General features: G+C 60.0%; 19 protein-coding genes and 1 tRNA gene. 15 read left to right on the top strand and 5 right to left on the bottom strand.

The features are described from left to right. Positions 1 to 6: 6 nt before the first annotated feature. Positions 7 to 4,482 (bottom strand): ATP-dependent RNA helicase HrpA, encoded by a 4,476-nt coding sequence (gene hrpA / locus L6966_RS08360; RefSeq protein ID WP_237233195.1) that lies wholly within the window; start codon positions 4,480 to 4,482, stop codon positions 7 to 9. 202 nt (positions 4,483 to 4,684) lie between these two features. Next, on the bottom strand, positions 4,685 to 5,407 hold the full coding sequence (gene deoD / locus L6966_RS08355; RefSeq protein WP_083093710.1) for a purine-nucleoside phosphorylase: 723 nt from the start codon (positions 5,405 to 5,407) through the stop codon (positions 4,685 to 4,687). A gap of 118 nt (positions 5,408 to 5,525) precedes the next feature. On the opposite strand from deoD, the gene L6966_RS08350 reads away from it, so the two are divergent. Together L6966_RS08350 and L6966_RS08345 are read left to right on the top strand one after the other, a co-directional pair. After that, positions 5,526 to 5,921 carry a hypothetical protein gene (locus L6966_RS08350; protein ID WP_083093708.1) on the top strand — a complete coding sequence of 132 codons (396 nt, stop codon included), beginning with the start codon at positions 5,526 to 5,528 and terminating at the stop codon, positions 5,919 to 5,921. 4 nt (positions 5,922 to 5,925) lie between these two features. Next, positions 5,926 to 6,804 carry a GNAT family N-acetyltransferase gene (locus L6966_RS08345; protein WP_237233194.1) on the top strand — a complete coding sequence of 293 codons (879 nt, stop codon included), beginning with the start codon at positions 5,926 to 5,928 and terminating at the stop codon, positions 6,802 to 6,804. A 59-nt stretch (positions 6,805 to 6,863) separates the two neighbouring features. Here the strand turns inward: L6966_RS08345 and L6966_RS08340 are convergent, their stop codons facing one another. Next, on the bottom strand, positions 6,864 to 7,535 hold the full coding sequence (locus tag L6966_RS08340; RefSeq protein WP_083093704.1) for an alpha-ketoglutarate-dependent dioxygenase AlkB family protein: 672 nt from the start codon (positions 7,533 to 7,535) through the stop codon (positions 6,864 to 6,866). Between the two features lie 307 nt (positions 7,536 to 7,842). Further along, positions 7,843 to 7,915 (bottom strand) — tRNA-Arg (locus L6966_RS08335). A gap of 130 nt (positions 7,916 to 8,045) precedes the next feature. On the opposite strand from L6966_RS08335, the gene L6966_RS08330 reads away from it, so the two are divergent. The 9 genes from L6966_RS08330 (at position 8,046) to L6966_RS08290 (ending at position 20,356) form a co-directional block, all read left to right on the top strand. Continuing rightward, on the top strand, positions 8,046 to 8,978 hold the full coding sequence (locus L6966_RS08330; RefSeq protein WP_083093703.1) for an alpha/beta hydrolase: 933 nt from the start codon (positions 8,046 to 8,048) through the stop codon (positions 8,976 to 8,978). Positions 8,979 to 9,118: 140 nt separating this feature from the next. Continuing rightward, positions 9,119 to 10,780, top strand: coding sequence for an arginine--tRNA ligase (gene argS, locus L6966_RS08325; RefSeq protein WP_237233224.1), 1,662 nt, complete (start codon positions 9,119 to 9,121; stop codon positions 10,778 to 10,780). A 14-nt stretch (positions 10,781 to 10,794) separates the two neighbouring features. Then, positions 10,795 to 12,279 carry a diaminopimelate decarboxylase family protein gene (locus tag L6966_RS08320; RefSeq protein WP_083093701.1) on the top strand — a complete coding sequence of 495 codons (1,485 nt, stop codon included), beginning with the start codon at positions 10,795 to 10,797 and terminating at the stop codon, positions 12,277 to 12,279. 176 nt (positions 12,280 to 12,455) lie between these two features. Continuing rightward, positions 12,456 to 13,739: a homoserine dehydrogenase gene (locus tag L6966_RS08315; RefSeq protein ID WP_083093700.1), complete on the top strand. Its 1,284-nt coding sequence runs from the start codon at positions 12,456 to 12,458 to the stop codon at positions 13,737 to 13,739. A 17-nt stretch (positions 13,740 to 13,756) separates the two neighbouring features. Next, positions 13,757 to 14,761: a homoserine kinase gene (gene thrB / locus L6966_RS08310; protein WP_237233222.1), complete on the top strand. Its 1,005-nt coding sequence runs from the start codon at positions 13,757 to 13,759 to the stop codon at positions 14,759 to 14,761. Between the two features lie 309 nt (positions 14,762 to 15,070). Further along, the gene (rho, locus tag L6966_RS08305; protein ID WP_237233193.1) at positions 15,071 to 17,161 is read left to right on the top strand and encodes a transcription termination factor Rho; all 2,091 of its coding nucleotides are present in this window, start codon (positions 15,071 to 15,073) and stop codon (positions 17,159 to 17,161) included. Positions 17,162 to 17,276: 115 nt separating this feature from the next. Next, entirely contained in the window at positions 17,277 to 18,359 is a 1,083-nt protein-coding gene (prfA, locus tag L6966_RS08300) for a peptide chain release factor 1 (protein ID WP_083093694.1), read from the top strand. A 2-nt stretch (positions 18,360 to 18,361) separates the two neighbouring features. Then, positions 18,362 to 19,315 carry a peptide chain release factor N(5)-glutamine methyltransferase gene (prmC, locus tag L6966_RS08295; RefSeq protein WP_083093692.1) on the top strand — a complete coding sequence of 318 codons (954 nt, stop codon included), beginning with the start codon at positions 18,362 to 18,364 and terminating at the stop codon, positions 19,313 to 19,315. 21 nt (positions 19,316 to 19,336) lie between these two features. Beyond that, a complete protein-coding gene (locus L6966_RS08290; RefSeq protein ID WP_083093691.1) occupies positions 19,337 to 20,356 on the top strand; it encodes an L-threonylcarbamoyladenylate synthase in 1,020 nt (339 codons plus the stop codon). A 41-nt stretch (positions 20,357 to 20,397) separates the two neighbouring features. Here the strand turns inward: L6966_RS08290 and L6966_RS08285 are convergent, their stop codons facing one another. Further along, positions 20,398 to 21,468, bottom strand: a complete 1,071-nt coding sequence (locus tag L6966_RS08285; protein WP_237233192.1) for an NAD-dependent epimerase/dehydratase family protein — start codon at positions 21,466 to 21,468, stop codon at positions 20,398 to 20,400. 259 nt (positions 21,469 to 21,727) lie between these two features. On the opposite strand from L6966_RS08285, the gene L6966_RS08280 reads away from it, so the two are divergent. Genes L6966_RS08280 through L6966_RS08265 form a run of 4 tightly spaced genes read left to right on the top strand, consistent with a single transcriptional unit; the run spans position 21,728 to position 26,873 of the window. After that, positions 21,728 to 23,578, top strand: a complete 1,851-nt coding sequence (locus L6966_RS08280; protein WP_237224824.1) for a glycosyltransferase — start codon at positions 21,728 to 21,730, stop codon at positions 23,576 to 23,578. After that, the gene (locus L6966_RS08275) at positions 23,571 to 25,436 is read left to right on the top strand and encodes a nucleoside-diphosphate sugar epimerase/dehydratase (RefSeq protein ID WP_237233191.1); all 1,866 of its coding nucleotides are present in this window, start codon (positions 23,571 to 23,573) and stop codon (positions 25,434 to 25,436) included. Before L6966_RS08280 ends, L6966_RS08275 begins: the two co-directional genes overlap by 8 nt. Continuing rightward, on the top strand, positions 25,433 to 26,455 hold the full coding sequence (locus tag L6966_RS08270) for an MraY family glycosyltransferase (protein ID WP_237233190.1): 1,023 nt from the start codon (positions 25,433 to 25,435) through the stop codon (positions 26,453 to 26,455). Before L6966_RS08275 ends, L6966_RS08270 begins: the two co-directional genes overlap by 4 nt. Next, on the top strand, positions 26,448 to 26,873 hold the full coding sequence (locus L6966_RS08265; RefSeq protein WP_237233189.1) for a hypothetical protein: 426 nt from the start codon (positions 26,448 to 26,450) through the stop codon (positions 26,871 to 26,873). The genes L6966_RS08270 and L6966_RS08265 overlap by 8 nt, the downstream gene beginning before the upstream one ends. The last annotated feature ends 15 nt before the right edge of the window (positions 26,874 to 26,888 follow it).

Below are 26,888 nucleotides of genomic sequence, written 5' to 3'. Positions count from 1 at the left end.
GCGGGGTTAGGAGTTCTTGATGACCTCCAGAGCCTCGCGCAGGGCCTTGCCCACCCGCTTTTCACTGACGGTGTAGGCAGTGCCCAGTTCCTGGGCGAAGAAGCTCACGCGTAGCTCCTCAATCATCCAGCCCACCTGCTCTAACTCGGGAGTTGGGCCCATGCCACCTGGCAAGGACTGCACAGCCTTATCGTAGGCATCCTCAAGTTCCTGTACGGTCAGCATCAGCTGGTTATCCCGGTTGATATTCGGCCCCAGCTTCTCAATGCGCTTGGTCATAGCCATCAGGTAGCGGGGCAGATGGTGAAGCTGCACCGCACCAGTGGACGCCACAAAGCCCGGGAAAACCAGGTTCTCCAGCTGGCTCTTCATATCGCTCATGGCGTGAATAACCGCCAGTGAGGTTGATTTCTTGATGAGCTTCTGCACCTTGGCCGTCTCAGAGAGAATATCGGCTACCAGCTTGGTAATCACAAAGACCGTATCAATCAGCTCGGCCCGCACACTGTTAAAGAGGGCGGTGTATTCATCTCGGGTAAAGGGCGGGGTAGCTGGGGTGAGCTGGTCGATTGCTGCAACCGTACAGTCGCTAATCAAGGAGTCAATTGACCCGTGGGGGTTCTGGGTGAAGACCAGCTTTTCCCGGTTATTCAGGTGCTCAGAGACGTAGCGCTCCGGTGAGGGGGTGTTGAGCTTAAGCAGGCGGATGACGCCCCCGCGCTGGGCGGCGGTGGCCTCAGCTTCGGTGGGGAAGATCCGCACAGCCACGCTTGAACCCTCATCAACCAGGGCCGGGTAACCGGCGACAGTCTGGGTGGCAATGACTCGTTCGACCTTGCGCGGCAGATCCTGCTCCGGCCAGTCGGTCAGTCCCGTTACCTCCCGCACAGCCTTGCTGCCGGGGCCTACCTGGGCGGACGCCTGTGCCCCCTTGGCCCCGGACACGGGGCTTCCTGCCTCGCTGGGAGCCGCAGAAGGCGCGGAGCCGCCGCGGGCGTCCGCGTTGCCCTGATCTCCAGAAGCCTTATTACCCGCAGCAAGAGCCGCCATCTTGCCCATAGTTTCAGGGCTAGCACCGAGAGATGCTGCCAGAGCGGAACGAATCTCAGCGTGCAGGAGCCCCTGGAGTTCAACCAGGTCCTTACCCTCGCCCAGAATCTTGTTCTGGTGGTTGCGTACCTGGAAGGTGAACCGCAGGTGCTCGGGTACAGCCTCCCAGCTGAACTCGGCCGGGTCTACCACGTGCCCTCGCAGGCGGCGCAGCACCAAGGCTAGAGACTCGGTGAGTGAATCGGTGGCGGGGGAAAAGTCAGCGTTCAGCTTCTCAACAGCCTGACGGGCAACGTCCGGGGCAGGAACAAAGTTCTTGCGAATCTGCTTGGGCAGGGACTTGATGAGGGCCGTGACCAGTTCCTCACGCAGACCGGGAATTAGCCACTGGAAAGGAGCCGGTTCAAGCTGGCCTAAGAAGAGCACCGGAACCTGTACCGCGATACCGTCCGTCTGTGTCTGGGAGGAGCGCACCCCGCCGATCTGCACGGTCGGGGCGTACTCGTAGCGCAGGTCCAGGGCAAGTTCCCCGCCAGAGGTGCGGGCTATCCAGGTGCGGGGGAAGAGGGATTCGTCGTATTCGGCGGCCTCTTCGTCAATCAGGTTCTCGGGGGTGAAATCGAGCAGGTGCTCGTTGACCTGGCGCTCTTCCTTCCACCAGCGGTCAAAGTGGCGTTCAGAGACAACATGCTCGGGTATACGGGCCTTGTAGAAATCAAAGAGCACAGAATCGTCTACCCGCAGGTCGCGGCGGCGCAGGCGGGCTTCAAGCTCCTCAACCTCAGCTAGGGCCTTCTGATTGCGGGCAAAGAAGCGGTGACGGGTCTGCCAGTCACCCTCTACCAGGGCGGACTGAATAAAGATTTCGCGGGCAGCTACCGGGTCAACCCGCCAGTACTGGATGCGGCGGTCAGCGATGACGGGTAGACCGAAGAGGGTGACTTTCTCGTGGGCAAGCACAGAGCCCTGGCGGGCAGACCAGTGCGGGTCGGAGTAGGAATGTTTGAGCAGGGGCCCGGCCAGCTCTTCAACCCACTCCGGCTCAATTTGAGCGTTCACCCGCGCCCAAAGGCGGGAGGTCTCCACCAGCTCGGCAGAAACCAGCCAGACCGGGTTCTTCTTAAAGAGGGCAGAGCCGGGGAAAATCGCAAAACGGGTGCCGCGCGCCCCCCGGTATTCGTGGCGGTTCTGCTCATCCTGCATACCGATATGCGACAGCAGGCCGGACAGCAGGGACTTATGCACCTCGGTCTCGCTGGCAGCCGGGTCGATACCGCGCCCGCCCTCTACCGTGATACCGGCTGACCGGCCAATTTCCCGCAGCTGGGCAAAGAGATCCTGCCACTCCCGAATCCGCAGGAAGTTCAGGTACTCCCGGTGACACATCTTGCGGAACTGGCTCGATGACAGCTCTGCCTGCTTCTCATTGATGTACTGCCAGAGCAAGAGGAAGGAGGTGAAGTCGGACTTCTCATCCTTGTAGCGGGCATGCAGGGAGTCGGCCTCGCTTCGGTGCTCGGCTGGGCGCTCGCGGGGGTCCTGAATGGTCAGGGCAGCAGCTAGCACCATGATTTCCTTGGCCACCCCGCGCTTGGAGCCCTCAACAATCATGCGGGCCAGGCGGGGGTCAACCGGCAGGGCCGCCATAGCTCGCCCAGCCGCAGTCAGCGGTGAGGACGGACGCCGCCCCCCTCTACCGCCTGCCCTGCCTGCTTCCTGTGCCCGGGCGTCCGCGCCACGCGAATCGTGGGGGAGGGCGTTTGCCCCATCACGACCGGGGGCAGCGAGCGCCCCGAGCTCGCGCAACAGGTTGACGCCGTCGTTGATGGCGCGGGTCTCGGGCGGCTGCACAAAGGGGAACTTCTCAATATCTGCCGGTGACTTAACCACGCCGATGGCGGTCATTTGTAGAATGACCGCGGCCAGGTTGGTGCGCAGAATCTCGGGGTCGGTGAACTCGGCCCGGGCCGCAAAGTCCTCTTCGGAGTAGAGGCGGATGGCGATACCGTCTGAGACTCGCCCACAGCGGCCCGAGCGCTGGTTGGCTGAGGCCTGGGAGATGCGCTCGATGGGCAGGCGCTGCACCTTGGTGCGGGCAGAATAGCGGGAGATACGGGCGGTGCCGGTATCGATTACGTACTTGATGCCCGGCACAGTTAGAGAGGTTTCTGCCACGTTGGTAGCCAGCACGATGCGGGGGCGGCCGCCGGGCTTGAAGACCTTGTGCTGCTCAGCCATAGACAGGCGGGCGTAGAGGGGCAGTACCTCGTAGTCGGCCAGCCGGCGGGTAGAGCGCACCGTATCTTCGATAGCGTCGGCTGCATCGCGGATTTCGCGCTCGCCGGAGAAGAAAATCAGGATGTCGCCGGGGGCCTCTTCGGCTAGCTCCCGGATAGCGTCAAGGACCCCTTCGATGGGGTCGCGGTCTTCGTCTTCTAGGCCGTCCCCGCTATCGGCTTCGTCCTCACCGCCGTCTCCGGTACGGGGCTCGCTCAGGGGGCGGTAACGGATTTCAACCGGGTAGGTGCGCCCGGAGACCTCGATGATGGGCGGGGCATCGTCGGGCAGGGTGGCTTCGGCGATTTCTTTTTCTTCGGCGCTCAGGCTGTCATTGACAATGCCGACGCCGGGCACAAAGCTGGGGGAGAAGTGCCGGGCAAAGCGCTCGGGGTCGATGGTGGCTGAGGTGATGACGATTTTCAGGTCGGGGCGCTGGGGCATAATGCGCTTGAGGTAGCCCAGGATGAAGTCAATGTTGAGTGAACGTTCGTGGGCCTCGTCAATGATGATGGCCGAGTACTGGCGCAGCAACCGGTCGTTTTGGATTTCGGCCAGCAAAATACCGTCGGTCATGAGCTTGATGGCAGAGCCCTCACCCACCTCGGAGGTAAAGCGCACCTGGTAGCCGACCGTCTCACCGATCTTCTGGCCCAGTTCTTCAGCGATGCGTTCTGCTACCGAGCGGGCTGCCAGGCGGCGGGGCTGGGTATGGCCGATCATGCCCTTCTCCGCCAGACCCAGTTCCAGGAGCATCTTGGGTAGCTGGGTGGTCTTACCCGAGCCGGTCTCACCAGCGACTATGGTGACCTGGTTATCGCGAATGGCAGCCATGATGTCGTCCCTGCGGGCAGAGACGGGCAGGGCTTCTGGGTAGGTGATTTTCTCGGGAATCAGCGGGGTGTAGGGGCGGCGGGGCTGGTTCTGCTTCTTCTGCCCCTGACGGCCCCGGGGGCGGGAGTCTCGGCTCCGACGCTGGGAGCGGGCGGGAGCGTCCTTCCCCTCCGCAGCGGTGGGTCTGCCCTGCTTCCCCCTGCCGCCTTGCTCAGGTTTGGTTTCGGCGGGCTGGGATGCACGGACGCCCGCGCCGTGCATGGCAGCGGCAATAGAGGATAGTGAGGGGGCGGGAGTGCGGGAAGAATCTGAACTAGACATACTGCCCTCTATTTTAGGGCAGAGCAGGCACTACGGTGCAGGTTTCACTGGGCGCGTGAAGCCTATCGACCATGATCGACAAAAATCGATAATTAGGGGAGTTTATCGACTGTAGTCGATAAACCTTGGAGTAAGAGCAGTCGTGCCCCACCCTCGTACTGGTTAGCAGGGCAGCGGGGCGCGGGCGTCCTTGCGAAAAAATTTAGAGGCTGGCAGCCACGGGCAGGACCAGCTCCATCATGTCAGTAAAGGCGGTCTGGCGCTGCTCGGCGGTGGTCTCAATCCCCTTGAAAAGGTGGTCAGAGACGGTGAAAACCGACAGGGCCTGCACGCCGGCGGCAGCCGCAACAGCGTAAATGCCGGCAGTTTCCATCTCAACGGCCAGTACACCCATTTCAGCCCACTTGGAAGCATCTGAGAAGTCAGAGCGGTAGAAAACGTCCGAGGACAGCACATTGCCCACGTTCAGGGTCTTGCCCTGGGTCTCGGCCTCCTTGGCTACAGCCGATAGCAGGGGCCAGGACGCGGTGGGGGCAAAGGTGCCGGGGAGCTTGTAGTGGTGCATGAAGTTAGAGTCGGTTGAAGCTGCTGAGGCGACGACCAGGTCGAAGAGGTCCAGACCTTCTGCCATGCCACCGCAGGTGCCGATACGGATCAGGTTCTTCACGCCAAAGGTATGAATGAGCTCGTGGGTGTAGAGGCTAGCTGACGGAATGCCCATGCCGGTGCCCATCACCGAGATACGCTGGCCCTTGTAACCACCGGTGAAGCCAAACATGTTGCGCACGGTGTTGAACTGCACGACGTTCTCAAGGTAGGTATCGGCGATGAACTTGGCGCGCAGGGGGTCACCGGGCAGCAGGATGGTCTCGGCAATTTCAGCGCCGTTGGGGGCGATGTGCGGGGTGTTGACGGCTTCTGCCATGTCACTCTCTTTTCTGGTGCGAAAGCTGAACTTTTCGCCCCTAGTTTACCCGGCTTCAAATTAGTAGCCCTGCTTAGTAATTTGGTAGGCTAAGAGGGTGAGTCGAAAGGAGTATTCAATGACGAAAGCACTCTATCTCACCCTGGTCGCGGGTTTTGGGGCCTCAATTAGCGGTGTAATTGGTCTGCTGAGGGCTTTAGCGCTCCCAGAGCAAGAACTGACGCCCTATCTCATCGGAATGACTATCGGGGCAGTTGTCCTGACCGTGATTAGCCTGGCTGCCCTGCGCTTCCCCGGCCCCGGCCTCCATCACATCTACCGCCGGCAGTTTACGGCTCGCCCCTCCGGTGCCTTTCTGCTGGGCGCGGTGTTCGGGCTAGGAATAGGCCTACCCCGCATCGACCCCCAGGACTTCATATTCGATGCCCTCTTTACCCTCTGGTTCGCCCTGGCCATCGGCGCGATAGCAGCAGTCTGGGCTGCCTTCCGTCGACCCGCACCTGACCTACACTAGGCACATGGAGTTACGCTACTGGGCACTGACTGACGCCCCTCACCTTCTCTCGGTTTATCGAACGTCCTCAGAACTTGAACGGCAGATGCCAGCCCTGACCAGTGAACAGGACGCCCGGAACCTCATCGAAACCAGCTACCTACCGGCTGAAAACCGGGCTATTTTCTGCCTCAGCGATGAAGGGAGGCCCGCAGGGCTCATCGGGCTAAACTTTACGGCCCGCAGTGATACTGGAGCCTGGGACAGGGCCTGGGTCTACTATTGGATTGCTGACCCCTACCGCGGGCAAGGCTACACCAAAGCTGCCCTTACCGCCGTCTGCAACTGGGCTTTAGATGAAACCAGCCCGGCAGCTACTTCGCCTGTCCTCGATACCGGTCTGCTGGCGTCCTTGCCCTCGCCCCGCCTCCGCCGCCTAGAGCTGGGCTACCGCACTAACAACCCCGCCAGCGGAGCCGTTGCCGCTGCGGCCGGCTTCCAGATTGAAGGAATCGAGCGGGAAAAATTCCTCTACGCCGGGCAGACCTACGACGCGGTTCTCGCCGCTAGGCTTCGTAAGGACGGACGTGCCCCGGCCAGTCTGTGCCACCAGGAGGCGGTTTTCCGCCCCGGCTTCCACCACGTAGAACTCTGGACCGAATCTCTGGAAACAGCCCTGCCCTCCTGGGGCTGGCTCACCCAGCAACTAGGCTGGACAACCTACCAGGAATGGCCTGGTGGAATCTCCTGGCAGGCTCCCGACGGCTCTTACCTCGTCCTCGAAGAATCACCCGATACCAGTGGCTCCCACGACCGCACCCACGCCGGTCTCAACCACCTGGCCTTCACGGCACCGTCCGCTACCTTCGAAATAGAACTGGTCGCGCCAAATCCCCGCACTTAGTCTGAAAACCCCGCAACTAGTTGCGGGTAAATCAGAATAAATGCGGATGAAAGAGTGAACTAAAAACCGGTCTCTCTTAGCGTAATGTTGATACGGCCTGACGGTAACCCACACCCGCCTGGGGCCGTCCGTTCATAGACCTTGCGCACACCGTGAAAAGCAAAACGTGAAGGGCCACCAAAAACAAAGAGATCACCGGAGTTCAAGATTAAGTCCCGATAGGGTTTCGACCGCGTTAGCGTATTACCCAGCCTGAATAGGCAGGAATCACCTATTGATAACGAAACTACCGGGGCACTGGATTTTTCGTCCTTATCCTGATGCATGCCCATGGTCGACTCTTTCTGATAAAAGTTCACCAAAGCAACATCAGGAGTGTAGGCTTCCGCCTGCTCAAAATCACCGGTTGCAACCCCCAGCGCTCGACGCCCTAGTCTTACCAGCCAATCAGGAACCGGCGGTACCGGCTGACCATTTACATCGTGGGCGATGCGTGTGTAAGAAGAAGGACTCCAATGCCAGCCCAGGCAGACGGTTTTGACGCTCATGGGGTGACCAGCAATCAAGGTGGAGTGGGGAGGGACAGGGCCACGCCCCCATTCCTGAAAACGGCCGACAATCCAGGCCTGCTGCTCTAAGCTAAGAAAAGCCGGAACATAGAAGGCACCTTCAGGTAACTCTAAACTACCGGAACTCACCTCACTCGGGCCAAATAAGGCATCACTGTGCATGACTACTCCCCAGCTGTCGCACCAATTGTTTCTCTCGCGAAGACCCTACCTTGAAACAAAAGCCCCCGCATTTATTCTGAAAAACCCGCAACTAGTTGCGGCTAAATCAGAATAAGTGCGGATAGATAGTGGGTGAGGCGTTTTTCACGCCGGGCACAAAAAGAGAAGGTACGCCAGCGCTTCGCGCATTCTGGCTCTGCTTATGTTTAGCCGGCTAAAAGGCCCCACTGGGGCCTTTCTTCACGCCGGGCACAAAAAGAGAAGGTATGCCAGCGCTTCGCGCATTCTGGCATACCTTCTCTTTTTGTGCCCTCGAAAGGATTCGAACCTTCGACACCCAGCTCCGGAAACTGGTGCTCTATCCACTGAGCTACGAGGGCAACATCAAACCAGGGGTTCGACTCCACATACTTTATCAGAAACCCCAGCCCCTAACCCAAACGCACAGCCCAAACCCGCTACAGTAGAACTCAGCAAGGACGCACCAAACATACCAGCCAAGGGACAACCATGAGCGTGCAGCCCATCACCCCTAACCTCACAGGCAACTACGCAGGCACCACCAACCCTGCCCATGACTACGACTTCTACCCTCCCGCGACTGCCTGTGAAAGTCACCAGCCCGCGCCCCTACTCATCTACGTCCACGGAGGCGCCTGGCGGTTTGGCGACAAATCCTCCTTCCTCCTCGCCGATAACGGCCTACATCGGGTGCGTGAGCGCTTCGCCCACGCGGGCTTTGCCACTGCCTCCATCAACTACCGCCTCAGCCACGAGGCTCTCTTCCCCGCACAAATCAACGACCTCAAAACCGCCATCCGCTATTTCAAAGCCAGGGCACAAGACTTCAACATCGACCCGGCCCGCATAGCCCTGGCAGGCGGCTCAGCCGGAGGGCACCTGGTCCAGCTGGCCGCCGCTACAGGCCACCTCCAGGAGCCCTATCTCGAAGGGCTCTCAGCCCCTGTGCTCGCTGCCCGCGCTATGCAGGGGCAGCCGAATGCGTCCGCACGCTGCGCAGTCTCTATCTACGGAGTCAGCGACCTGCGTACAATCTTTGATGACCGCGTCGCCTGGGGCTTTCCCCGGGATCACCCCGAGGACGACGGCGCCGAGTGGCGCCTGCTTGGCTCGACCTACCCGGCTCCGGCAGGTTCGCAAGCAGAAATTAACTGGGCCAAGGCCCACCCGATTGATTACGCCCGCACAGCCCAGACAACAGGTGAACGTGTTCATGCCCCGGTCTACTACCTTCACGGTTCGGGTGATACCTGCGTACCACCCAACCAGTCGGTTGCGGCCCACCGGGCCCTCTCGGCGGCTAAGATTCCCACCGAACTGACCATGATTGGGGGAGCTGAGCACGCAGACGCCGCTATCTATGCCAGTGATACGGTCTGGGAGCGAATCATTGAGTGGGTGAGAGCGCAACTTGCCGATTAGGCCACTTCAGAAGGGACCAGGAAAGTCTCCCTCAGGTGCAGCGGAATGAAGGAGATCAGCGTATAGCTGGCACCCAGTTGAGGGTGGTAGACGGTGGCCTGCTCCGCTCCCTGCGTGCCGCACCCTGTAAACTAGTCCCTATGACTCCCGAAGAACTTTCCAGTGCCATTGATGGCGCCCTGGCGGCTGCATTTGACGCCGGTGAACTGACCCTGAACGAAGGCGAGAGCGCCCCCGCTGTGCGCGTAGAGCGCCCCAAGAACCGCGACCACGGTGACTGGGCCACCAACATCGCCCTGCAAATTTCCAAGAAGGTCGGGCGTAACCCGCGAGAGGTGGCGCAGGTTCTGGCCGTCCGCATCACCAATCTCCCCGGTGTGGCAAGAGTCGATATCGCTGGCCCCGGCTTCCTCAACATCACTCTGGACGCAGCCGCAGCCGGTGAGCTGGCAAGGACCATCGTTGAGCAGGGCTCAGCTTTTGGCACCAACAACACCCTGGCCGGTCAGACCATCAACCTTGAGTTCGTTTCGGCTAACCCCACTGGCCCAATTCACCTGGGTGGTACCCGCTGGGCCGCCGTGGGTGACTCCCTGGCCCGTATCTTCATCTCCCAGGGCGCAAAAGTTGTGCGCGAATACTACTTTAACGACCACGGCAATCAGATTGACCGCTTCGCCCGCTCTCTGCTGGCTCGTGCCAGGGGAGAAGAGGCCCCCGAGGACGGCTACGGTGGCGAGTACATCACCGATATCGCCAACCGGGTGCTAGAGGTGCGCCCCGACGCACTTGACACTGAAGATCCCCAAGAGGTCTTCCGCGCGACCGGCGTTAAATTCATGTTCGAGGAGATCAAGGAATCCCTGCACGACTTCCGGGTCGACTTCGATGTCTACTTCCATGAAAATTCCCTTTTTGAAGACGGCAAGGTTGACGAGTTGCTGGAAAAGCTGAAAGGGTCGCACAACCTATACTTCAAGGACGGAGCCTGGTGGCTTAAGTCCACCGACTTTGGCGACGATAAGGATCGCGTGGTCATTAAGTCTGACGGTAATGCTGCCTATATTGCGGGTGATATTGCCTACTTCCAAGATAAGACCAAGCGCGCAGAGAACCCTGCTGACCTGGCAATCTACATGCTGGGTGCTGACCACCATGGTTATGTGGCGCGTCTGAAGGCTGCTGCGGCTGCCCTGGGCGATGACCCTGACATGGTGGAGGTCATGATTGGCCAGATGGTGAACCTGGTGAAGGACGGTAAGCCCGTGCGCATGTCCAAGCGCGCCGGTACCGTGGTCACCCTCGAAGACCTGGTCGAAATCGTAGGCGTGGACGCAGCTCGCTACTCGCTAACCCGCTACTCGGTTGACTCCAACATCGATATTGACCTGAATCTGCTGACCAGGCAGTCCAACGAGAACCCGGTCTTCTACGTGCAATATGCCCACGCTCGCACCTGCGCTATCGCCCGGAATGCGCAGGTTGCTGGCGTCACCACTGAGTCCGTTGATACTGCCCTGTTAGACTCTGAGGCCGATAACGCTCTGGTGGCAGCCCTGGGCCAGTTTGCCGGTGCTGTCAAGGAAGCCGCTGACTTCCGTGAGCCCCATCGCGTGGCCCGCTACCTGGAAACCCTGGCCGGTGCCTACCACCGCTGGTACGGGGTCTCTCACGTCGCCCCCAGGGGCGAGGAAGAGGTCACCGATCTGCACCGCACCCGCCTGCTACTCAACAATGCTGCCCGCCAGGTGCTGGCTAACGGCCTGGGCCTGCTGGGCGTTACTGCCCCCGAAAAAATGTAAGGAGCCCCGTCTTTATGGGAGCTGAACCCGCCCTGCTCAAGCCAGACTGGCTGAGCTACCCCGAGTACCCTGCTACCCTCGACCCGGTGATTTGGATGCCCTCCTTCACCCGCTCCGACAGTGGCGAGCTCGAGGTGGATGGAACCCCCGTCAGCCAGCTGGTTGCCGACTTCGGCACCCCGGAGTATGTCTTCTCTGAGACCACCTTCCGCGCTCGTGCTGCTGAGTTTCGCTCGGCCTTTGAGGCCGCTTTTGAAGTTCACGGTGCTGAGGTGTCGGTCTACTACGCCGGTAAGTCCTTCTTGGCTACCGCTGTCGCCAAGTGGGCAGAAGAAGAGGGCCTCTGCCTGGATACCGCCAGCGGCGGCGAGCTGGCTATTGCACAGCGGGCCGGGGTTCCCGGTGCCAAAATTGCCTTGCACGGTAACAATAAGTCGGCACCCGAAATTGCTCGTGCCTTGCGCTACGGGGTAGGACGCATAGTGGCAGACTCGGTGCCCGAGGTTCGGCTGATTGAGTCGGTGGCAGCCGAGCTGGGTGTGGTTGCGCCCGTTATGCTGCGTGTGACCCCTGGCGTCCATGCCTCCACCCATGACTTCATTGCTACGGCTCACGAGGATCAGAAGTTTGGCCAGTCTCTGGCGCCTGGAACCGCGCCCCTGGCTGGTCTGGAGCTTGCTGAGCTGATTGAGCTGGGTATTACAGCTGATGATGCCTACGCTACCGTTGCTGCTGCCCTGGCTATCAGGAGTGAGCACCTTGACCTGCGCGGCCTGCACTGTCACATTGGCTCCCAGATTTTTGAGGCCGAGGGCTTTGGCAGGGCAGCTGAGAAGGTGCTGACCTACATGCAACAGCTCAATGAGCGCTTTGGTGTGGTGCTGCCCGAGATTGACCTGGGCGGTGGCTACGGTATCGGCTACACCGAGCAGGATAATCCGCGCAGTTCAGCTGATATCGCCACTGAACTGGCTGACATGGTCTCTAAGACCTGCGCCAAGGTGGGTATGACCATTCCCCACCTCTCCTTTGAGCCGGGCCGTTCCATCTCTGGCCCCTCCGGTATCACCCTCTATACGGTTGGTACCATCAAAGATGTCTCCATCGAAGACGAAAACGGCGACACTCGAGTGCGCCGCTACGTCTCGGTGGATGGTGGCATGAGTGATAACCCCCGCCCGGTGCTTTACGAGTCCGACTATGCCGTGACCCTAGCCAACCGGGCTCCGGGGGGTGAGCAGGTACTGTGCCGTGTGGTGGGTAAGCATTGTGAATCCGGTGACATTGTGATTCGCTACTGCTACCTGCCAGCTGATTTGGAGGCAGGCGATATTCTGGCTGTTCCGGCCACCGGTGCCTACAACCACGTCATGGCTTCCAACTACAACTACCTCACCCGCCCGCCGGTTGTCGCAACTGTAGCAGGCAGCGCCCCCCGCGCGATAATCCGCCGGGAGACCGAAGACGACATGCTGGCCCGCGACCTGGGCCTAGTCTAGGTTTCCCGTAAGCAGTTAACTACCGTCTACCTGCCTCACCTCACGGTGGGCAAGCGGCATGAGGGTAGCCTGCCACCAATCAGTCCGTGAGAAATATCTGTTCAGAGAGCGGGAAAACCTGCCCCACCCATTAGCATGGTGAGCAGACCCGCCTACCACTTACGTCAGGAGATACCTTGGGATCCACCCCCACCATTAAAGTTGCTTTGCTGGGTGCCGGTAACGTCGGCTCCCAGGTTGCCCGCATGCTCATTGAAGACGCCGAGTCCCTGCGTGATCGAATTGGCGCTGAGGTGGAGCTACTCGGTATTGCTGTGCGCGATACCGCGGCCCAGCGCCACTACAATGCTGCCCCCGAGCTGTACACGACCGAGGCAGAGGCCCTCATTGATGCGGCCGATGTAGTGATTGAGCTGACCGGCGGCCTTGAGCCTGCCCGCACCCGGCTTTTGCGGGCTTTGAACGCCGGTAAGTCGGTGGTTTCGGGGAACAAGGCCCTGTTAGCTAAGCACGGCGTTGAGCTAGCTGCGGCTGCTGCTCAGAGCGGTGCTCAGCTCTCCTACGAGGCTGCGGTTGCCGGTGCTATTCCGATTCTAAGGCCCCTGCGTGACTCGCTAGCAGGTGATCAGATATCCCGCGTGCTGGGTATTATGAACGGCACCACCAACTACATTCTGGATCAGATGGACACCACCGGCGCCCAGTTTGCTGATGCGCTGGCTGAAGCCCAGCGTCTGGGCTATGCCGAAGCTGACCCGACCGCGGATGTCGAGGGCCATGACGCTGCTTCTAAGGCCGCAATCGTTGCCTCTCTGGCCTTCCACTCCGACTTTACCATTGACGACGTTCACTGCGAGGGCATTACATCAGTGACGGCGGACGACGTCGCTGCAGCAGCTGCGGACGGCTACGTCATTAAGCTCCTAGCTGTGTGTGAGAAGGACGGCGAGGGTGTCAACATCCGGGTGAACCCCACCCTGGTTCCCCGTAGCCACCCGCTGGCATCCGTGCACGGTGCCTACAACGCGGTTTTTGTGCAGGCCGAGAATGCCGGTGAGCTCATGTTCTACGGCCCCGGCGCCGGTGGGGCCCCTACCGCTTCGGCTGTGCTGGGGGACTTCGTTTCGTTAGCCCGCCGCCTGGTGCTGGGCGGCCCTGGCATTCCTGAGTCTTCTTTCGCCCAGCTGGCCGCGACCCCCATGAACGAGGTTATTTCCCGCTACTCGGTAGGAATCATCGTAGAAGATAAGCTGGGTGTACTGGCTAATATCGCCCGTATCTTCGCCGAGCACGGTGTCTCGATTGAGACCATGCGGCAGGTTAAGAATCAGAACGGAACCGCTTCTATTCGCATCGTCACTCACCGTGCAGCCGATGCTAATCTGCGTAAGACCATGGCTGTGGTCGATGCCCTTGATACAGTGCGTGACATCACTTCCGTGATTCGCGTGGAGGGCTAAAGATTGTGAATCTTCCCATGATTGACGGCTCAGATGAGCCTTTTGTCTCCCCGGATGAAATTCCGGTGGGTGCCCGCGTCACCGTCAGGGTACCTGCCTCTTCGGCCAACCTAGGCCCCGGCTATGATTCATTGGGCCTGGCTCTGGCCCACTACGATGACCTGGTGGTCACCCGCATTGCTGGGGTGGGGGAGCTGACCTTTGACCTGACCGGTGAAGGGGCTAACGAGGTTCCCCGGGATGCCAGCCACCTGGTTGTCAAAGCCATGCTGACGGCCTGGAAGGCCGTGGGTCTCTTTGAGATGCCCTCACTGCACATCAAGGCTCACAACCGTATTCCGCACTCACGCGGCATGGGCTCGTCAGCCTCGGCTATCGTCGCCGGTGTTACCGCCGCCAACGGTTTACTGCCTGCCGAGCACCGGTTAGACGCTGATGCCGTCCTGCAAATTTGCTCTGGAATGGAGGGCCACCCCGATAATGTAGCTCCCAGTCTTTACGGGCACGTGGTCATCTCTTATGGGGACGATTCGGGCTGGCACTCTCTGCCCGTTCCGGCACACGCCAGTGTTGTGCCAATCATCGCCATTCCTGATTACGAGGTACCCACTAAGGTGGCTCGTGGGCTGATCCCAGAGACCGTTCCGCACCGCGAAGCTGCCGTCAACTCTGGTCGTGCGGCCTTGCTGACCCAGGCTTTGGCATCCTTCCCTGAATATCTGCTTCCGGCTACCAGCGATTTGCTTCACCAGCCCTATCGGGCGGTGGCCATGAAGCCCTCAGCAGCCCTGGTCAAGCACTTGCGCGGCCTGGGCTACGCGGCCGTGATTTCGGGTGCTGGCCCCACCGTCATGGTTCTGGCTCGGGGGCAGGAGGAGCGTGCGGCAGTTGGCGCCGCCATTCGCTCCTTCGCAAAGCAGTCTGAGCCCAATAGGCACGAAGGGCGCGATGTGACCTGGCGTGTACTTGATATCGATATCGATACAGAAGGTGCTATGCTTACCTATGAAGAAACCGCGTAAGCGCAGAAGCTACCATCAGCGGTAGCTTTCTCACCGCCTTCTTCATCACCTGGAGCTTAACAGTAGCCAGAAGCCTGCTACCTAAGCTCGTCTGAGGCGCTCAGCCTACCGGCATTTGCGCTCGGCCTCTGACCACACCCGTGACAGAGGCATGGCGCACCGCGCCAGGCCAACTAGCCAGTGCATACATACCTGTGCTCGCTCTACCGGCCTGCATCTTTACCATTACTCGCCCGCTCTGGGCATGGCACATCTGTTGTGCCAGAACGAACCGCGAAATCAACGACATTTCGAGAGAAGGAATTCTTCGTGGCAGAAAATACCGACCTGAACGCAGGTGCGGAGACCGCAGCAGCGGCAGACCAGAAAACCCCCGGCCTGAGCACTCTCAAGCTTGCTCAGCTTCAATCCCTCGCATCGCAGCTGGGCATTACCGGTGCTCGCCGCATGCGCAAATCAGACCTGGTAGAGGCCATTACCGCCCACCAGCGCGGATCAGCGGTTGCTGACCGCCCTGCAACAGCAGGGGCTACCGAAGAGAAGCCCAAGCGTACTCGCACCCGCAAGACCGCCGCCAAGACAACTGAGGAGCAGGACTCCACCGAGCAGGACTCCACCGAGCAGACTGAGGCCTCCGCTACTCCCGAGAAGCCCAAGCGTACCCGCACCCGCAAGACCGCCGCCAAGGCAACTGAGGAGCAGGACTCCACCGAGCAGACAGAGGCAGCGTCTGAAGCGAGTAAGGGCGCGGCGGCTTCTGATGAGGAGAGCAAAGAGAAAACCGCCGCCAAGCGCCGCGGCAACCGCCGAGCCACCACCGCCTCCCTGGCTCAGGGCGAGCCTAAGCCCGATACATCAGCTCTTGAAGCGGTTGAGGCGGCTCTGGACGGCCTGGAATCAAAGAAGGCCACCCGCTCAGAGAACGGGGACGAGAACAAGCGCACCCGCTCACGTGCCGACCGCCGAAAGGCTGAGAATGCCGAGGCCAGCGAATCAGCCGATGCCAAGGTCGAGGACGGCGAGAAGCAAGATCGCTTTGAGCGCAAGAACCGCCGTGACCGCAGCAACCGGGGCGAGAAGCAGGATCGAGAAAATCGCGGTAAGAACAGCCACGGTGACCACACTGAGCGCCAGAAGAACAATAACGGCCCCGATGAGGAGCGCCGCAACGCACGCAAGAACCGCCGTGATCGTCAAGCAGAGCGCCGCGACCGCCGGGGTAACCGCCGTGACGACTTTGAGCCCGATATCAGCGAGGACGACGTGCTCATCCCCGTAGCCGGTGTGCTTGATGTGCTTGATAACTACGCCTTTGTGCGCACCTCCGGCTATCTGCCTGGTACCAACGACGTCTACGTCTCCCTGGCCCAGGTCAAGCGCTACGCCCTCCGTAAGGGTGACGCGATTGTTGGCACCATTCGTGCACCCCGTGAAGGCGATAACAACAACCGTCAAAAGTTCAATGCCTTGGTGCAGCTGACCTCCATCAACGGGCTGAGCCCCGAAGAGTCTAAGGGCCGCCGTGACTTTGGCAAGCTCACTCCGCTCTACCCCAAGGAGCGTCTGCGCCTGGAAACCGACTCCAAGAAGCTCGGCCCCCGCGTCATTGACCTCATCGCCCCTATTGGCAAGGGCCAGCGCGGCCTGATTGTGGCACCGCCCAAGGCCGGTAAGACCCTGATGCTCCAGTCCATCGCCAACGCGATTACCGCCAATAACCCCGAGGTCCACCTCATGATGGTTCTGGTGGACGAGCGCCCTGAAGAAGTCACTGACATGCAGCGCACCGTCAACGGTGAGGTCATTGCCTCCACCTTCGACCGCCCGGCAGACGACCACACCACCGTTGCCGAACTCGCCATTGAGCGCGCTAAGCGCCTGGTGGAGCAGGGCCGTGACGTCGTCGTCCTGTTGGATTCTATGACCCGCCTGGGCCGCGCCTACAACCTGGCGGCGCCCGCCTCGGGCCGGATTCTCTCCGGTGGCGTTGACGCAGCGGCGCTCTACCCGCCCAAGAAGTTCTTTGGCGCAGCCCGCAACATCGAAGAGGGCGGCTCACTGACTATCCTGGCTACTGCACTGGTTGAAACCGGGTCAAGGATGGATGAGGTTATCTTCGAAGAGTTCAAGGGCACCGGCAACATGGAGCTGAGGCTCTCCCGTCAGTTGGCTGATAAGCGCATCTTCCCCGCTATCGACCTCAATGCCTCCTCAACCCGCCGCGAAGAGGCCCTGCTTTCACCCGATGAAGTCAAGATTATGTGGCGCCTACGCCGCGTTCTGGCTGGTATGGATCAGGAGCAGTCACTCTCTATTCTGCTGAACAAGCTGCGCGATACCCAGTCCAACGTTGAGTTCCTGCTGACCGTTGCTAAAAGCGGTCTGGGTCACGGCGAATAGCCCCGTCAGGCAATACCCGCCTGCACCCGCACTCACGCGGGGCAGGCGGTGCTCTAGAGCGTTAAGACAAGATGTGTGCCCCGGTGGGGCACCGATATAGAAGAGGCAAGAAACCGTGATTGATTCCATTCAGGGGTTGCTCGATGAGCACGCAGAGCTGCAGAAGCAACTGGCTGACCCAGCCGTCCACGCTGATCAGGGGAAAGCCCGCAAGCTGGGTCGCCGCTACGCAGAGCTCAACGGCATCGTCGAGGCCTATAACCGTGTGAACTCCCTGCGTGACGATATCGAGGCAGCCTCCGAAATGGCTGCTGAAGACCCCGATTTCGCTGCTGAGGTTAAGGAGCTTGAGGCCGTCTTGCCCCAGGCTGAAGAGAAACTGCGCCGCCTGCTGATTCCTCGTGATCCGGATGACGGCCGCAACGTCATTCTCGAAGTCAAGGGCGGTGAAGGTGGCGACGAGGCATCGCTCTTTGCAGCCGATTTGCTGCGCATGTACACCCGCTACGCCGAGTCTAAGGGATGGAAGACCGAGATGATCTCCTCCCAGACCACCGATGTGGGGGGCTACAAGGACGCCCAGGTCGCCATCAAGGGTACCTCAACCGACCCCGCCGAAGGCGTGTGGGCCCACCTTAAGTACGAAGGAGGTGTACACCGCGTCCAGCGTGTGCCAGCCACCGAGTCTCAGGGGCGCATCCACACCTCGGCTGCCGGTGTTTTGGTCTTCCCCGAAGTCGATGAGCCCGAGGAAATCGAGATTAACCAGAACGATTTGAAGATCGATGTCTACCGTTCATCAGGGCCCGGCGGTCAGTCGGTGAACACCACCGACTCTGCTGTACGTATCACCCACCTGCCCACCGGCATTGTGGTTGCTATGCAGAACGAGAAGTCTCAGATTCAGAACCGTGAAGCTGCTATGCGCGTGCTTCGTGCCCGCCTGTTGGCCTGGCAGCAGGAGCAGATTGATGCTGAGAACGCCGAGAAGCGCCACTCCCAGGTGCGTACCATGGACCGTTCTGAGCGCATCCGCACCTATAACTTTCCCGAAAACCGTATTGCGGATCACCGCACCGGCTACAAGGCCTACAACCTAGATGCCGTGCTCAACGGTGACCTTGAGGCCGTGGTGCAGTCCGCTATTGAGATGGACGAGGCAGCCCGCCTTGAAAAGCTCGGTTCGGACGACGGCTAACCGTGACTGAGTTTGTCACCGCGCCCGGCGAGGAGCTTGATTCAGCTCTGCGCCGGGCTTCGGCCTACCTGGTGGCGGCCGGTGTTGAGTCGGCTGCTACGGACGCGCAACTGTTAGCGGCCTACGCTCTCGAACGTCAGGCTCACGCGGCAATTCAGGCAGGTGGCATCGCCGGTGCTCAACCACCTGAAACCGAGCATGTGAGCCGGGGCAGGGTCCAGGCCCTGGCTCTGCTGGGGCACCCGGCTCCGGACGGATTCGGTCGGCTGGTGACCCTGCGTGGCCAGCGCCTGCCCCTGCAACACATCACCGGCCAGGCCCACTTTCGTTCGTTGACTCTGTCGGTGGGCCCGGGGGTGTTTGTGCCCCGCCCCGAGACCGAGCTGCTGGTTGAGCGTGCCTTGACCGTCTACCGTTCCTTGCAGGAGCACGGCCAGCTACCCGTCAAGCCAGTTGTGGTGGATTTGTGTACCGGTAGCGGGGCTATCGCTGCCTCACTGGCGCACGAGGAGCCAGGGGCGAAGGTCCTTGCGGTTGAGCTTTCTACCGAAGCAGCTGCCTGGGCCGAGCGCAACCTCACACCCTACGGGGTGACCCTCGTTCGGGGCGATGCTCGCACCGCACTACCTGAGTACGAAGGCCGGGTGAGCCTGGTGGCCTCTAATCCGCCCTATATTCCTGCCGGTGCCGTACCCAAGGACCCAGAGGTGCGCGACCACGACCCGGCCCTTGCCCTCTACGGTGGGGGAGCGGACGGCATGGAACTGCCCCGCGCTATCGCCACCCGTGCCTTTACCCTGCTAGCCCCCGGAGGCTACCTGATTATGGAGCATGCCGAGACCCAGCGTGAGCTAATGCGCCGCACCTTCGTAGCAGCCGGGTATGAGCGCATTGTCTCTTATGACGATTTGGCGGGTAAACCCCGCCACACAGCAGGCTACAAACCCGCTACCTAGGAATATGAAAGAATAAAGAGCGTGAACGCAACCATTGTTTCTGCAACTGACGCCAGGGCCCTGGGCGATGCCATTGCAACTGCCCAAGCGGTGATTGCTGAGGCCAAGACCATTGTGATTCCTACGGATACCGTCTACGGTATTGCGGCCGATGCTTTTTCAGTAGAGGGAGTGAGTCATCTGCTGGCTGCCAAGGGCCGCACCCGTCAGATGCCACCGCCGGTACTGATATACGACGAGTCGGTGCTGGCCGGTTTAGCCGATGAGGTTTCTGAGGACGCCCGTGCTCTAGCTCGTGAGTTTTGGCCCGGTGCGCTGACCCTCATCCTCTACGCGCAACCATCTCTCAACTGGGATCTCGGTGAGACACAGGGCACGGTTGCCCTGCGCGTGCCCAATGATCCGGTAGCTCTTGAGCTTTTGAAGAACCTGGGCCCGCTGGCGGTGTCTTCGGCTAATAAGACTGGGCGCCCCGCTGCAACCACGGCTGAGGAGGCTGCCACCCAGTTAGGCAATGATGTTTCTGTCATTTTTGACGGCGGCCCTCGCCCGGTAAATCGCCGCTGGGGGTTTGACGTCCAGCCTTCCACTATTGTGGACTGCACCTCTGACCGCCTGGTTGTGGTACGTGAGGGAGCTCTGAGCGTGGAGCGCCTGCGTGAGGTAGTGCCCGGTGTGATGACGCGAGCTGAGTTTGACGCGAGCGAGAAGGCCCGCCGTGAGGGGGAGCAGTCTCAGGATACTGAGATAGTAGAAAGCGCTGAGATGCCCCCTCCGCGGCACATGGCAACTCCTGAGCAGGATGGATCTCAAGAAACGGGCCGCTCTACCGCCACAGCGGGGTCGCTGACCGCTGGCCTGGTCGGCTCTGCCTCTACCAGAGGTATTGACCAGCGCCGTACTGCGTCTGTGCAGACCGAACGGAAGACCCCTGAAGTGAAGGACTCCACCAAGCCCTATTCGGTGCAGGCAGCCACCGCCCTGGTCTTTGGGGCAACTCCGGCCCCCACCTCAACGGGTTCTGATTCCGCAGAAAAGTAGGCGGGCTGAAACCCTTGCTTCAGGTGCTCTGTGAGCTGACGCTATTGAAAGCGGCGATCTCGCTTAGCTCCAAGGGCTGAGTGAGCAGTGCGTAGCACTTCGGAGACACGCGGGGTTGGAACCAGCCCCTGCGTGCGGGCCCAGGAGTCGTCAATATCCTGGCCGAACCACATGACCTCCACCCTGCGCACAGGGCCGGTTAAACGGTCGCCCAGTAGCTCTGACACCTTGTAGCCTGCGGTGATGAGCGCGCGGCACAGCGGGACTGGCAGGTGGAGGGGGTAACGGCGTCCGGCATCTACCAAAACTGACTCGGTTGTTGAACCCTCCCAGGGCTGCATCACCACGGGGGGTAGAGGCCCCTCAAAGGCAGCGACCCGATGCACGAACTCAGCCAGGGCATAGTTGGATGAGACCGGGGTGCGGCGGGGGGAACGCCCTGCTACTGAGGCCAGTGGTGAGCTGGCAATTTTAGCGAAGGCTTCGGTGGTGCGGCGTCCGCGCCCCTGAACGCTCGTTGCACGGATAATGCAGAGCTCTACAGCGTGGTCACCGGCAACCTGAGCGGGGGATGAACTGGGGGCTGCGGGGTATTTGGAACCCTGCGATCCGGGCGCCTGCCCCGCAGCAGCGGTCCTTTCGATAAAGGACCGCAACAGCAAGAGCACCTCCTCGCCCAGGGCCTTCGAGAAAGAGTAGGCAGAAAAGGGGGCTGCGGTCTCGGTAGGGGTCAGCTCCGTAACCGGGCCAAGCACAGCGGCAGAGCTCATATGGATGACCCGTGAAACTCCCGTTCGTTGGGCCGCAATGGCAATGACGGCAGGTAGCAGAGCGTTAGCGCCCAGCAGGGGCGCAAGATCCTCCTGGTCTGGGGCGGCAAGCCCCGAGGCGTTGATTACCACGTCGCAACCGGCAAACGACTCAGCGAGGGTGTCGATAATCCCGTCAAGCTTGCGGGCTTCAACGATAATTTCCTGGGCATCGGTGGTTCGTGTGAGCAGGCGAGGCGCTTCAACAGCTTCGAAGGTAAGACCCTCAGCCGCTAGCCGCGCCACAATGGACGAACCCACAAATCCGCTTGCACCGATAACTTTCCAGGTGGCTTGTGCCATGCCGTAACTCCATCGCTAGGGGTGAGGGCGGTGATGCCCTCTTCTAGGGTGACACAGGATGAGCCCAAAAACACGTAAGGCTGGGCTCGGCTTGTTGACCCGGCCAGGTTGTTCCTGCCCTCTTGGGCGGCCCGGCAGAGAAATCGACGGATGAGTTAGGTAAACTTCTGGTAGTGTGCCGCGTGCTCCGCCCGCCCCGCGTCGGGAGTGTTAACACTCTGCCGCAGATAGCCTCACCCTCACGAAAGGATCTGCCTTCATGGTCTCCCCTCAGCTCATCGCCCCAGCGGGCACCGAGCGTATCGTTGCCGTTGTGGTGACCTATAACAGGCGTGAGCTGCTTGAGCAGACCCTCGCTGGAATAGCTTCCGGGGAGCTGACTCCCACCACCGTCGTCCTGATTAACAACGCTTCGACCGATGACACGGCCGCCTACCTGAGCTCCCTGACCTACAGCCTGCCACTTGATGTTGTGCACCTGCCCTCTAACGTGGGAGGCGCCGGTGGATTTACCGTGGGCATTGACCGGGCCCTGAGCCGTCATGATGCTGATCTTGTGTGGGTGATGGACGACGACACCGAACCCACCGAACATACGCTGGCTGAAGCCTACCGAGCCTGGGTGCGTTATTCACCGGTGCTGGCCGAGCGCCCTGCTGTGGTAGCGTCGAAGGTGGTGTGGACCGATGGGCGTGACCACCCCATGAATACCATGCGCACCATGTTTCGTGCCGGAGAGAATCGGACCGAGCGCGCCGCGATGGTGGGAGCGCGCCCCATCCGTTCGGCCTCCTTTGTCTCGATTCTCATGGACGGTGCCGCTATGCGTGCTACCGATTTACCTATCGCTGACTTCTTCATCTGGAATGACGATTTTGAATACACCACCCGTCTGATTCATCACTCACGCGGTATCGCTACGGATCGCTCGGTGGCCCTGCACCACACCACAACTTTTGGTACCACAGATGCCAAGCCCGGCCCCCGCTTTTACAATGACGTGCGTAACAAGCTCTGGGTGTTTTGTGCCCGCCGCACTTTGACCCCGGTGGAGAAGATTCTTTACGGTGGTTCAACCGTTCGCCTGTGGGTGAATACTCTGGTGCGTACCGATGAAAAGAAGACCTACCTCGGCTATCTCCTGAACGGGATTAAAGACGCTGCGGCCGGCTATAGGCCGAACAGTGAGGTTTTGCAGGGGGTCTATAAGCTTGAAAGGCCCACCCTGGCTGAGCGAGTGCGTGCTAGCTACACCGAGGACGACCGCTTTTCTCTCCTCATGAGTTTCTATTCAGGTGATGACCCGCAGGCTCTGCGCCAGGCCCTCCTATCGAACACCGTGGATCAGAAGCTGGCCCCGACTGAGGTGGTGCTGGTGCAGGACGGGCCGGTCCCGGCTGAGCTGATTCGTGTTGTCACCGAGGTGACGGCGCAGTTGCCAATACCGGTAAAGCACCTTGTCTTGGCAAAGAATCACGGCCTGGCAGCTGCCCTCCGTGAAGGGCTTGAGGCGGTTAGCTTCGATATAGTTGCTCGTGCCGACTCCGACGACATCTCGGAGCCCCAGCGCTTCGCCACCCAGATTCCGCAACTCGCTCAGGGCCGGTACGATGTGCTGGGGAGCGCTATGTATGAGTTCGACGGAGACCCCGCCACGCCTGTGGCTACTCGGCGGGTGGCCACCGGGGCCCGCACCATTCGCGAGCTCCTACCCAAGCGTAATCCCATGTTGCACCCCACTGTGGTTTTCCGCACACGTGCGGTTCAGGCGGTAGGCAGTTACGTTGAGGTTCCCGGAGCTGAGGACTACTGGCTGTGGACTCGCATGAGTCGGGCCGGGTTCGTTTTGGGCAACCTCGACCAGCCTCTGGTGCGCTACCGGGTGAGTTCTGCCTATACCCGGCGCGGTGGGCTGGGTGCCCTGCGTAAGGACTTAGCTATACAGCGTCGGCTATACAGCGGAGGCGCTCTGACACTAGCCCGCTTTGCGCAGAACCTGGCCGTACGAGGTATGTACCGGCTCGCCCCAGAAGCTCTACGCACTCAAGCTTTTAGAATGATGACCAATCGAACCCCGCTGGGAGATAAGAAGGAGGGACGCGGTGCCTAAACAGGTGTCTTTACAAACCGCCTCTTTGCCCCTTGTCTCAACCAGCCCCGAACGCAAGAGCTGGTGGAAATACGTCCAGATGGCTCTGGACTCCCTGGCCTGGCTTGTAGCGCTACCTGCCGCCTTTATCTTGCGGTACGGCATGGACCTTACTCAGATTGACGTAGGCGGCCTGGTTACCTTTGCTCTCCTTGCCATACTGTTCCAGGTGGCAGGTGGTCTCATGATTGGCCTTTATCGCGGGCGGTTGAGCTATGGTTCTTTAGAGGAGAGCCTCAAGCTCTACCCTCTGGTAGCTATGAGCACCATTATGTTGCAGGCTATTCTCTTTTTGTCTTCGCGGTCATTTGGGGTTCCCCGGTCGGTAGCCATTATTGCTTTGCCGATTGCTCTCTTACTTATGATGGGCTTTCGCTATATCAAGCGAATCTACGAAGAAATCAACAACCGCCCCACGGGGGAGGGGCTGCAGCGGGCCCTGGTGTACGGTGCCGGGTTTGTGGGGCGTAACCTGGTCTCCTCGCTCATGAGTGACCCTAAAGCCAAGTACCTGCCCGTGGCTATTGTCGATGATGATCCAACGATGCGCAACGCCCGCATCCATTCAGTTAAGGTTGAAGGTACAAGCGCAGACCTGCCGCAGCTCGTGAAGCGGCACAACGTCGATAAACTTTTCATCGCTATCGGTGAGGAGATTTCTGAGCGCCGACTAGTGCGCGTATCGCAGGCCATGCGAGAGTTGGGGGTGGAGGTGACGCGTATTTCGTCTGCCGTCCCTGATACCGTCAAGCAGGAGGGCAGAAGCTTTGAGAGCAACGAACGTGAGCTGCTCGAGAAGATTCGTGGTCAGATTGACTACAAGATTGATAACAGCCTGATTGAGGGCTATGTGAAAGGACGCCGCGTGCTTGTCACGGGTGCGGGTGGGTCCATCGGTTCTGAGCTCTGCCGTCAAATCATGTTCTATGAACCGGCTGAACTGATGATGCTTGATCGCGATGAGTCGCTCTTGATGGATACACGTTACTCGCTGACCGGGCTGTCGAGTCTTGATGACCCCAGCGTTATTCTGGCCGACGTGAGGGACTATGAGGCACTTGAAGCGGTATTTGTTGAACGTCAACCTGAGGTTGTGTTTCACGCTGCTGCCCTCAAACATGTCTCAGCCTTGGAGGCTTATCCTAAGGAGGCCTATAAGACGAATACAGTGGGTACCGCCAATGTACTTAAGGCTTCAGCTCACGTTGATGTTGACGTGTTTGTCAATATTTCTACCGATAAGGCGGCAGATCCCACCACAGCTCTGGGCCAGTCCAAACGTAGCGCAGAGATGCTGACCAGCTGGTACGGGCAGGCAACGGGCAGGCGGTACGTATCGGTGCGCTTTGGCAATGTTTTTGGTTCGCGCGGCTCCATCAAGCCTCTCTTCACCAAGCAGATTATGGACGGCGGGCCAATCACGGTCACCGACCGAGAGGCTACCCGTTACTTTATGCTGATTCCCGATGCCTGCCTGCTGGTAATGTTGGCAGGTGCCATCGGCGAACAGGGGGAGGTGTTGGTGCTTGATATGGGGGATCCGGTCAAAATTCTCACCGTAGCTGAGAATATGCGCCGCCTCTACGAGAGGTACGATGTGGCAATCGAGGTTATTGGCCTACGTGCCGGTGAGAAGCGGGACGAGGTACTGTTTGGTGAGGGCGAAAAGCACCTGCCCAGCAAGGAGAACGGCCATATCATGCGAGCTGCCTCACCGGCCCTCGACCCGGCCACACTTGACTATGGTGCCTGGCTCGCTAACTATCGGGCGCACCGCGGCTATAACCGAACAGAGCACCGAGGGCAGGAGGCTTCATGACCACCGATCAGCTCATCGCTCTCGTCCTTGTTCCCGGCAGCCTAGCTCTGGTGCTGGGCCTGCTGCTACCGTATGCCGTTCGGCCTCTGCTACACCGGTGGAATCTGGTCGATATACCCACAGCGCGCTCTTCGCATTCCTCCCCGGTTTTCCGGGGAATGGGGCTGGCTACTGCGCTGGCTGCTATAGCCGGCTATTTCCTTGCTCTGGTGGACGGGCAAATCTTCACAGACCGTTCAATCGCTGTCTTCGTTCTGTTCGGCATGGTCACCTCGGGCCTGCTGGGGTGGCTCGAAGACTACCGGGGCGTTTCAATTAGTGTGCGAGCGTCGGCCCAGCTGGCCATCGGCCTGATAGTGACCATTGGCATGACTCTCATGCTTGGCACATCCGTCTTTTGGATCCCGCTTGGGGCCTTTGCGGTTACCGCCTACATCAATGTGGTCAACTTCATGGACGGCATCAACGGCATCTCTGGTTTGCACGGCCTGGTCGTAGGCGGAGCCTACGCCTACGCGGGATGGGTCAATCAGATGCCCTGGCTCCTTGCGGGGGGCGCCTCGGTGGCGGCAGCCTACCTAGCCTTTTTGCCCTGGAACGTGCGCACCGGTAAAAACGTTTTCTTAGGAGATGCGGGATCCTATTTTCTGGGCGGGGCCATTGCCTGCATGGCGGTAGGGGCCTTTCTCTCTGGTGTCTACGTGGAATATATTCTGGCCCCACTGCTGGTTTATCTTGCAGACACAGGTAGCACCCTCTTCCGAAGAATCAGCCAGGGGGAGCAATGGTATAAGCCTCACCGTACCCACACCTATCAGCGTCTTACGGACGCAGGAATGAGCCATCTTGGCGCAGCCGGTGTGGTGACACTTACCACAGTTTTGGTCACCGTTATTACGGTGGGTTCTCTTCCCTTTGAAACCCAAAACGCCCTGGGTGCTGCCCTGGCCGTCCTGGTCATACTCGCCCTCTACCTGACTCTGCCAACTCTGATTCGAAAAGTGAGCTCACGTGGCTAGAAACAAACCCCTTGGCATAGGGGAGCTGCCCTGGCGCAGGATGTTTGTTTCTGTCTCACGCGCTTTGGCTATTGTGGCCTTGGTCGGTACGATGGTGGGAGCACTGACTACCGGTAAATCGGCTGCGGGTGGGTTTGTTACCGGCCTGGCACTTGTTTACTGTAGCTTCGCAGTTGGAATTGTCACAGTAATTCTGGCCGAGAAGAAGTCGATGAAGGCGGCGGCGGTGGCCCTAGCTGCCTCCTATCCCGTCAAAATTTTGGTTTTCACAGGTCTGTTGCTGCTAGCCCCTGTACCGGAAGATTTCCGCAACGGGTGGCTACTAGTAGGCGCGGTACTGGGCCTTGCGGTTCAGCTCGTCATAGAGACACGAATTATCACGAGACAGAGAATCCTCTACTTTGATTCGGTAGGATGAAGTGAGCCAAAGGAG

Source organism: Rothia nasisuis, assembly GCF_928381405.1.
GTDB lineage: Bacteria > Actinomycetota > Actinomycetes > Actinomycetales > Micrococcaceae > Rothia > Rothia nasisuis.
This window is presented reverse-complemented; position numbering and strand designations above follow the sequence as displayed.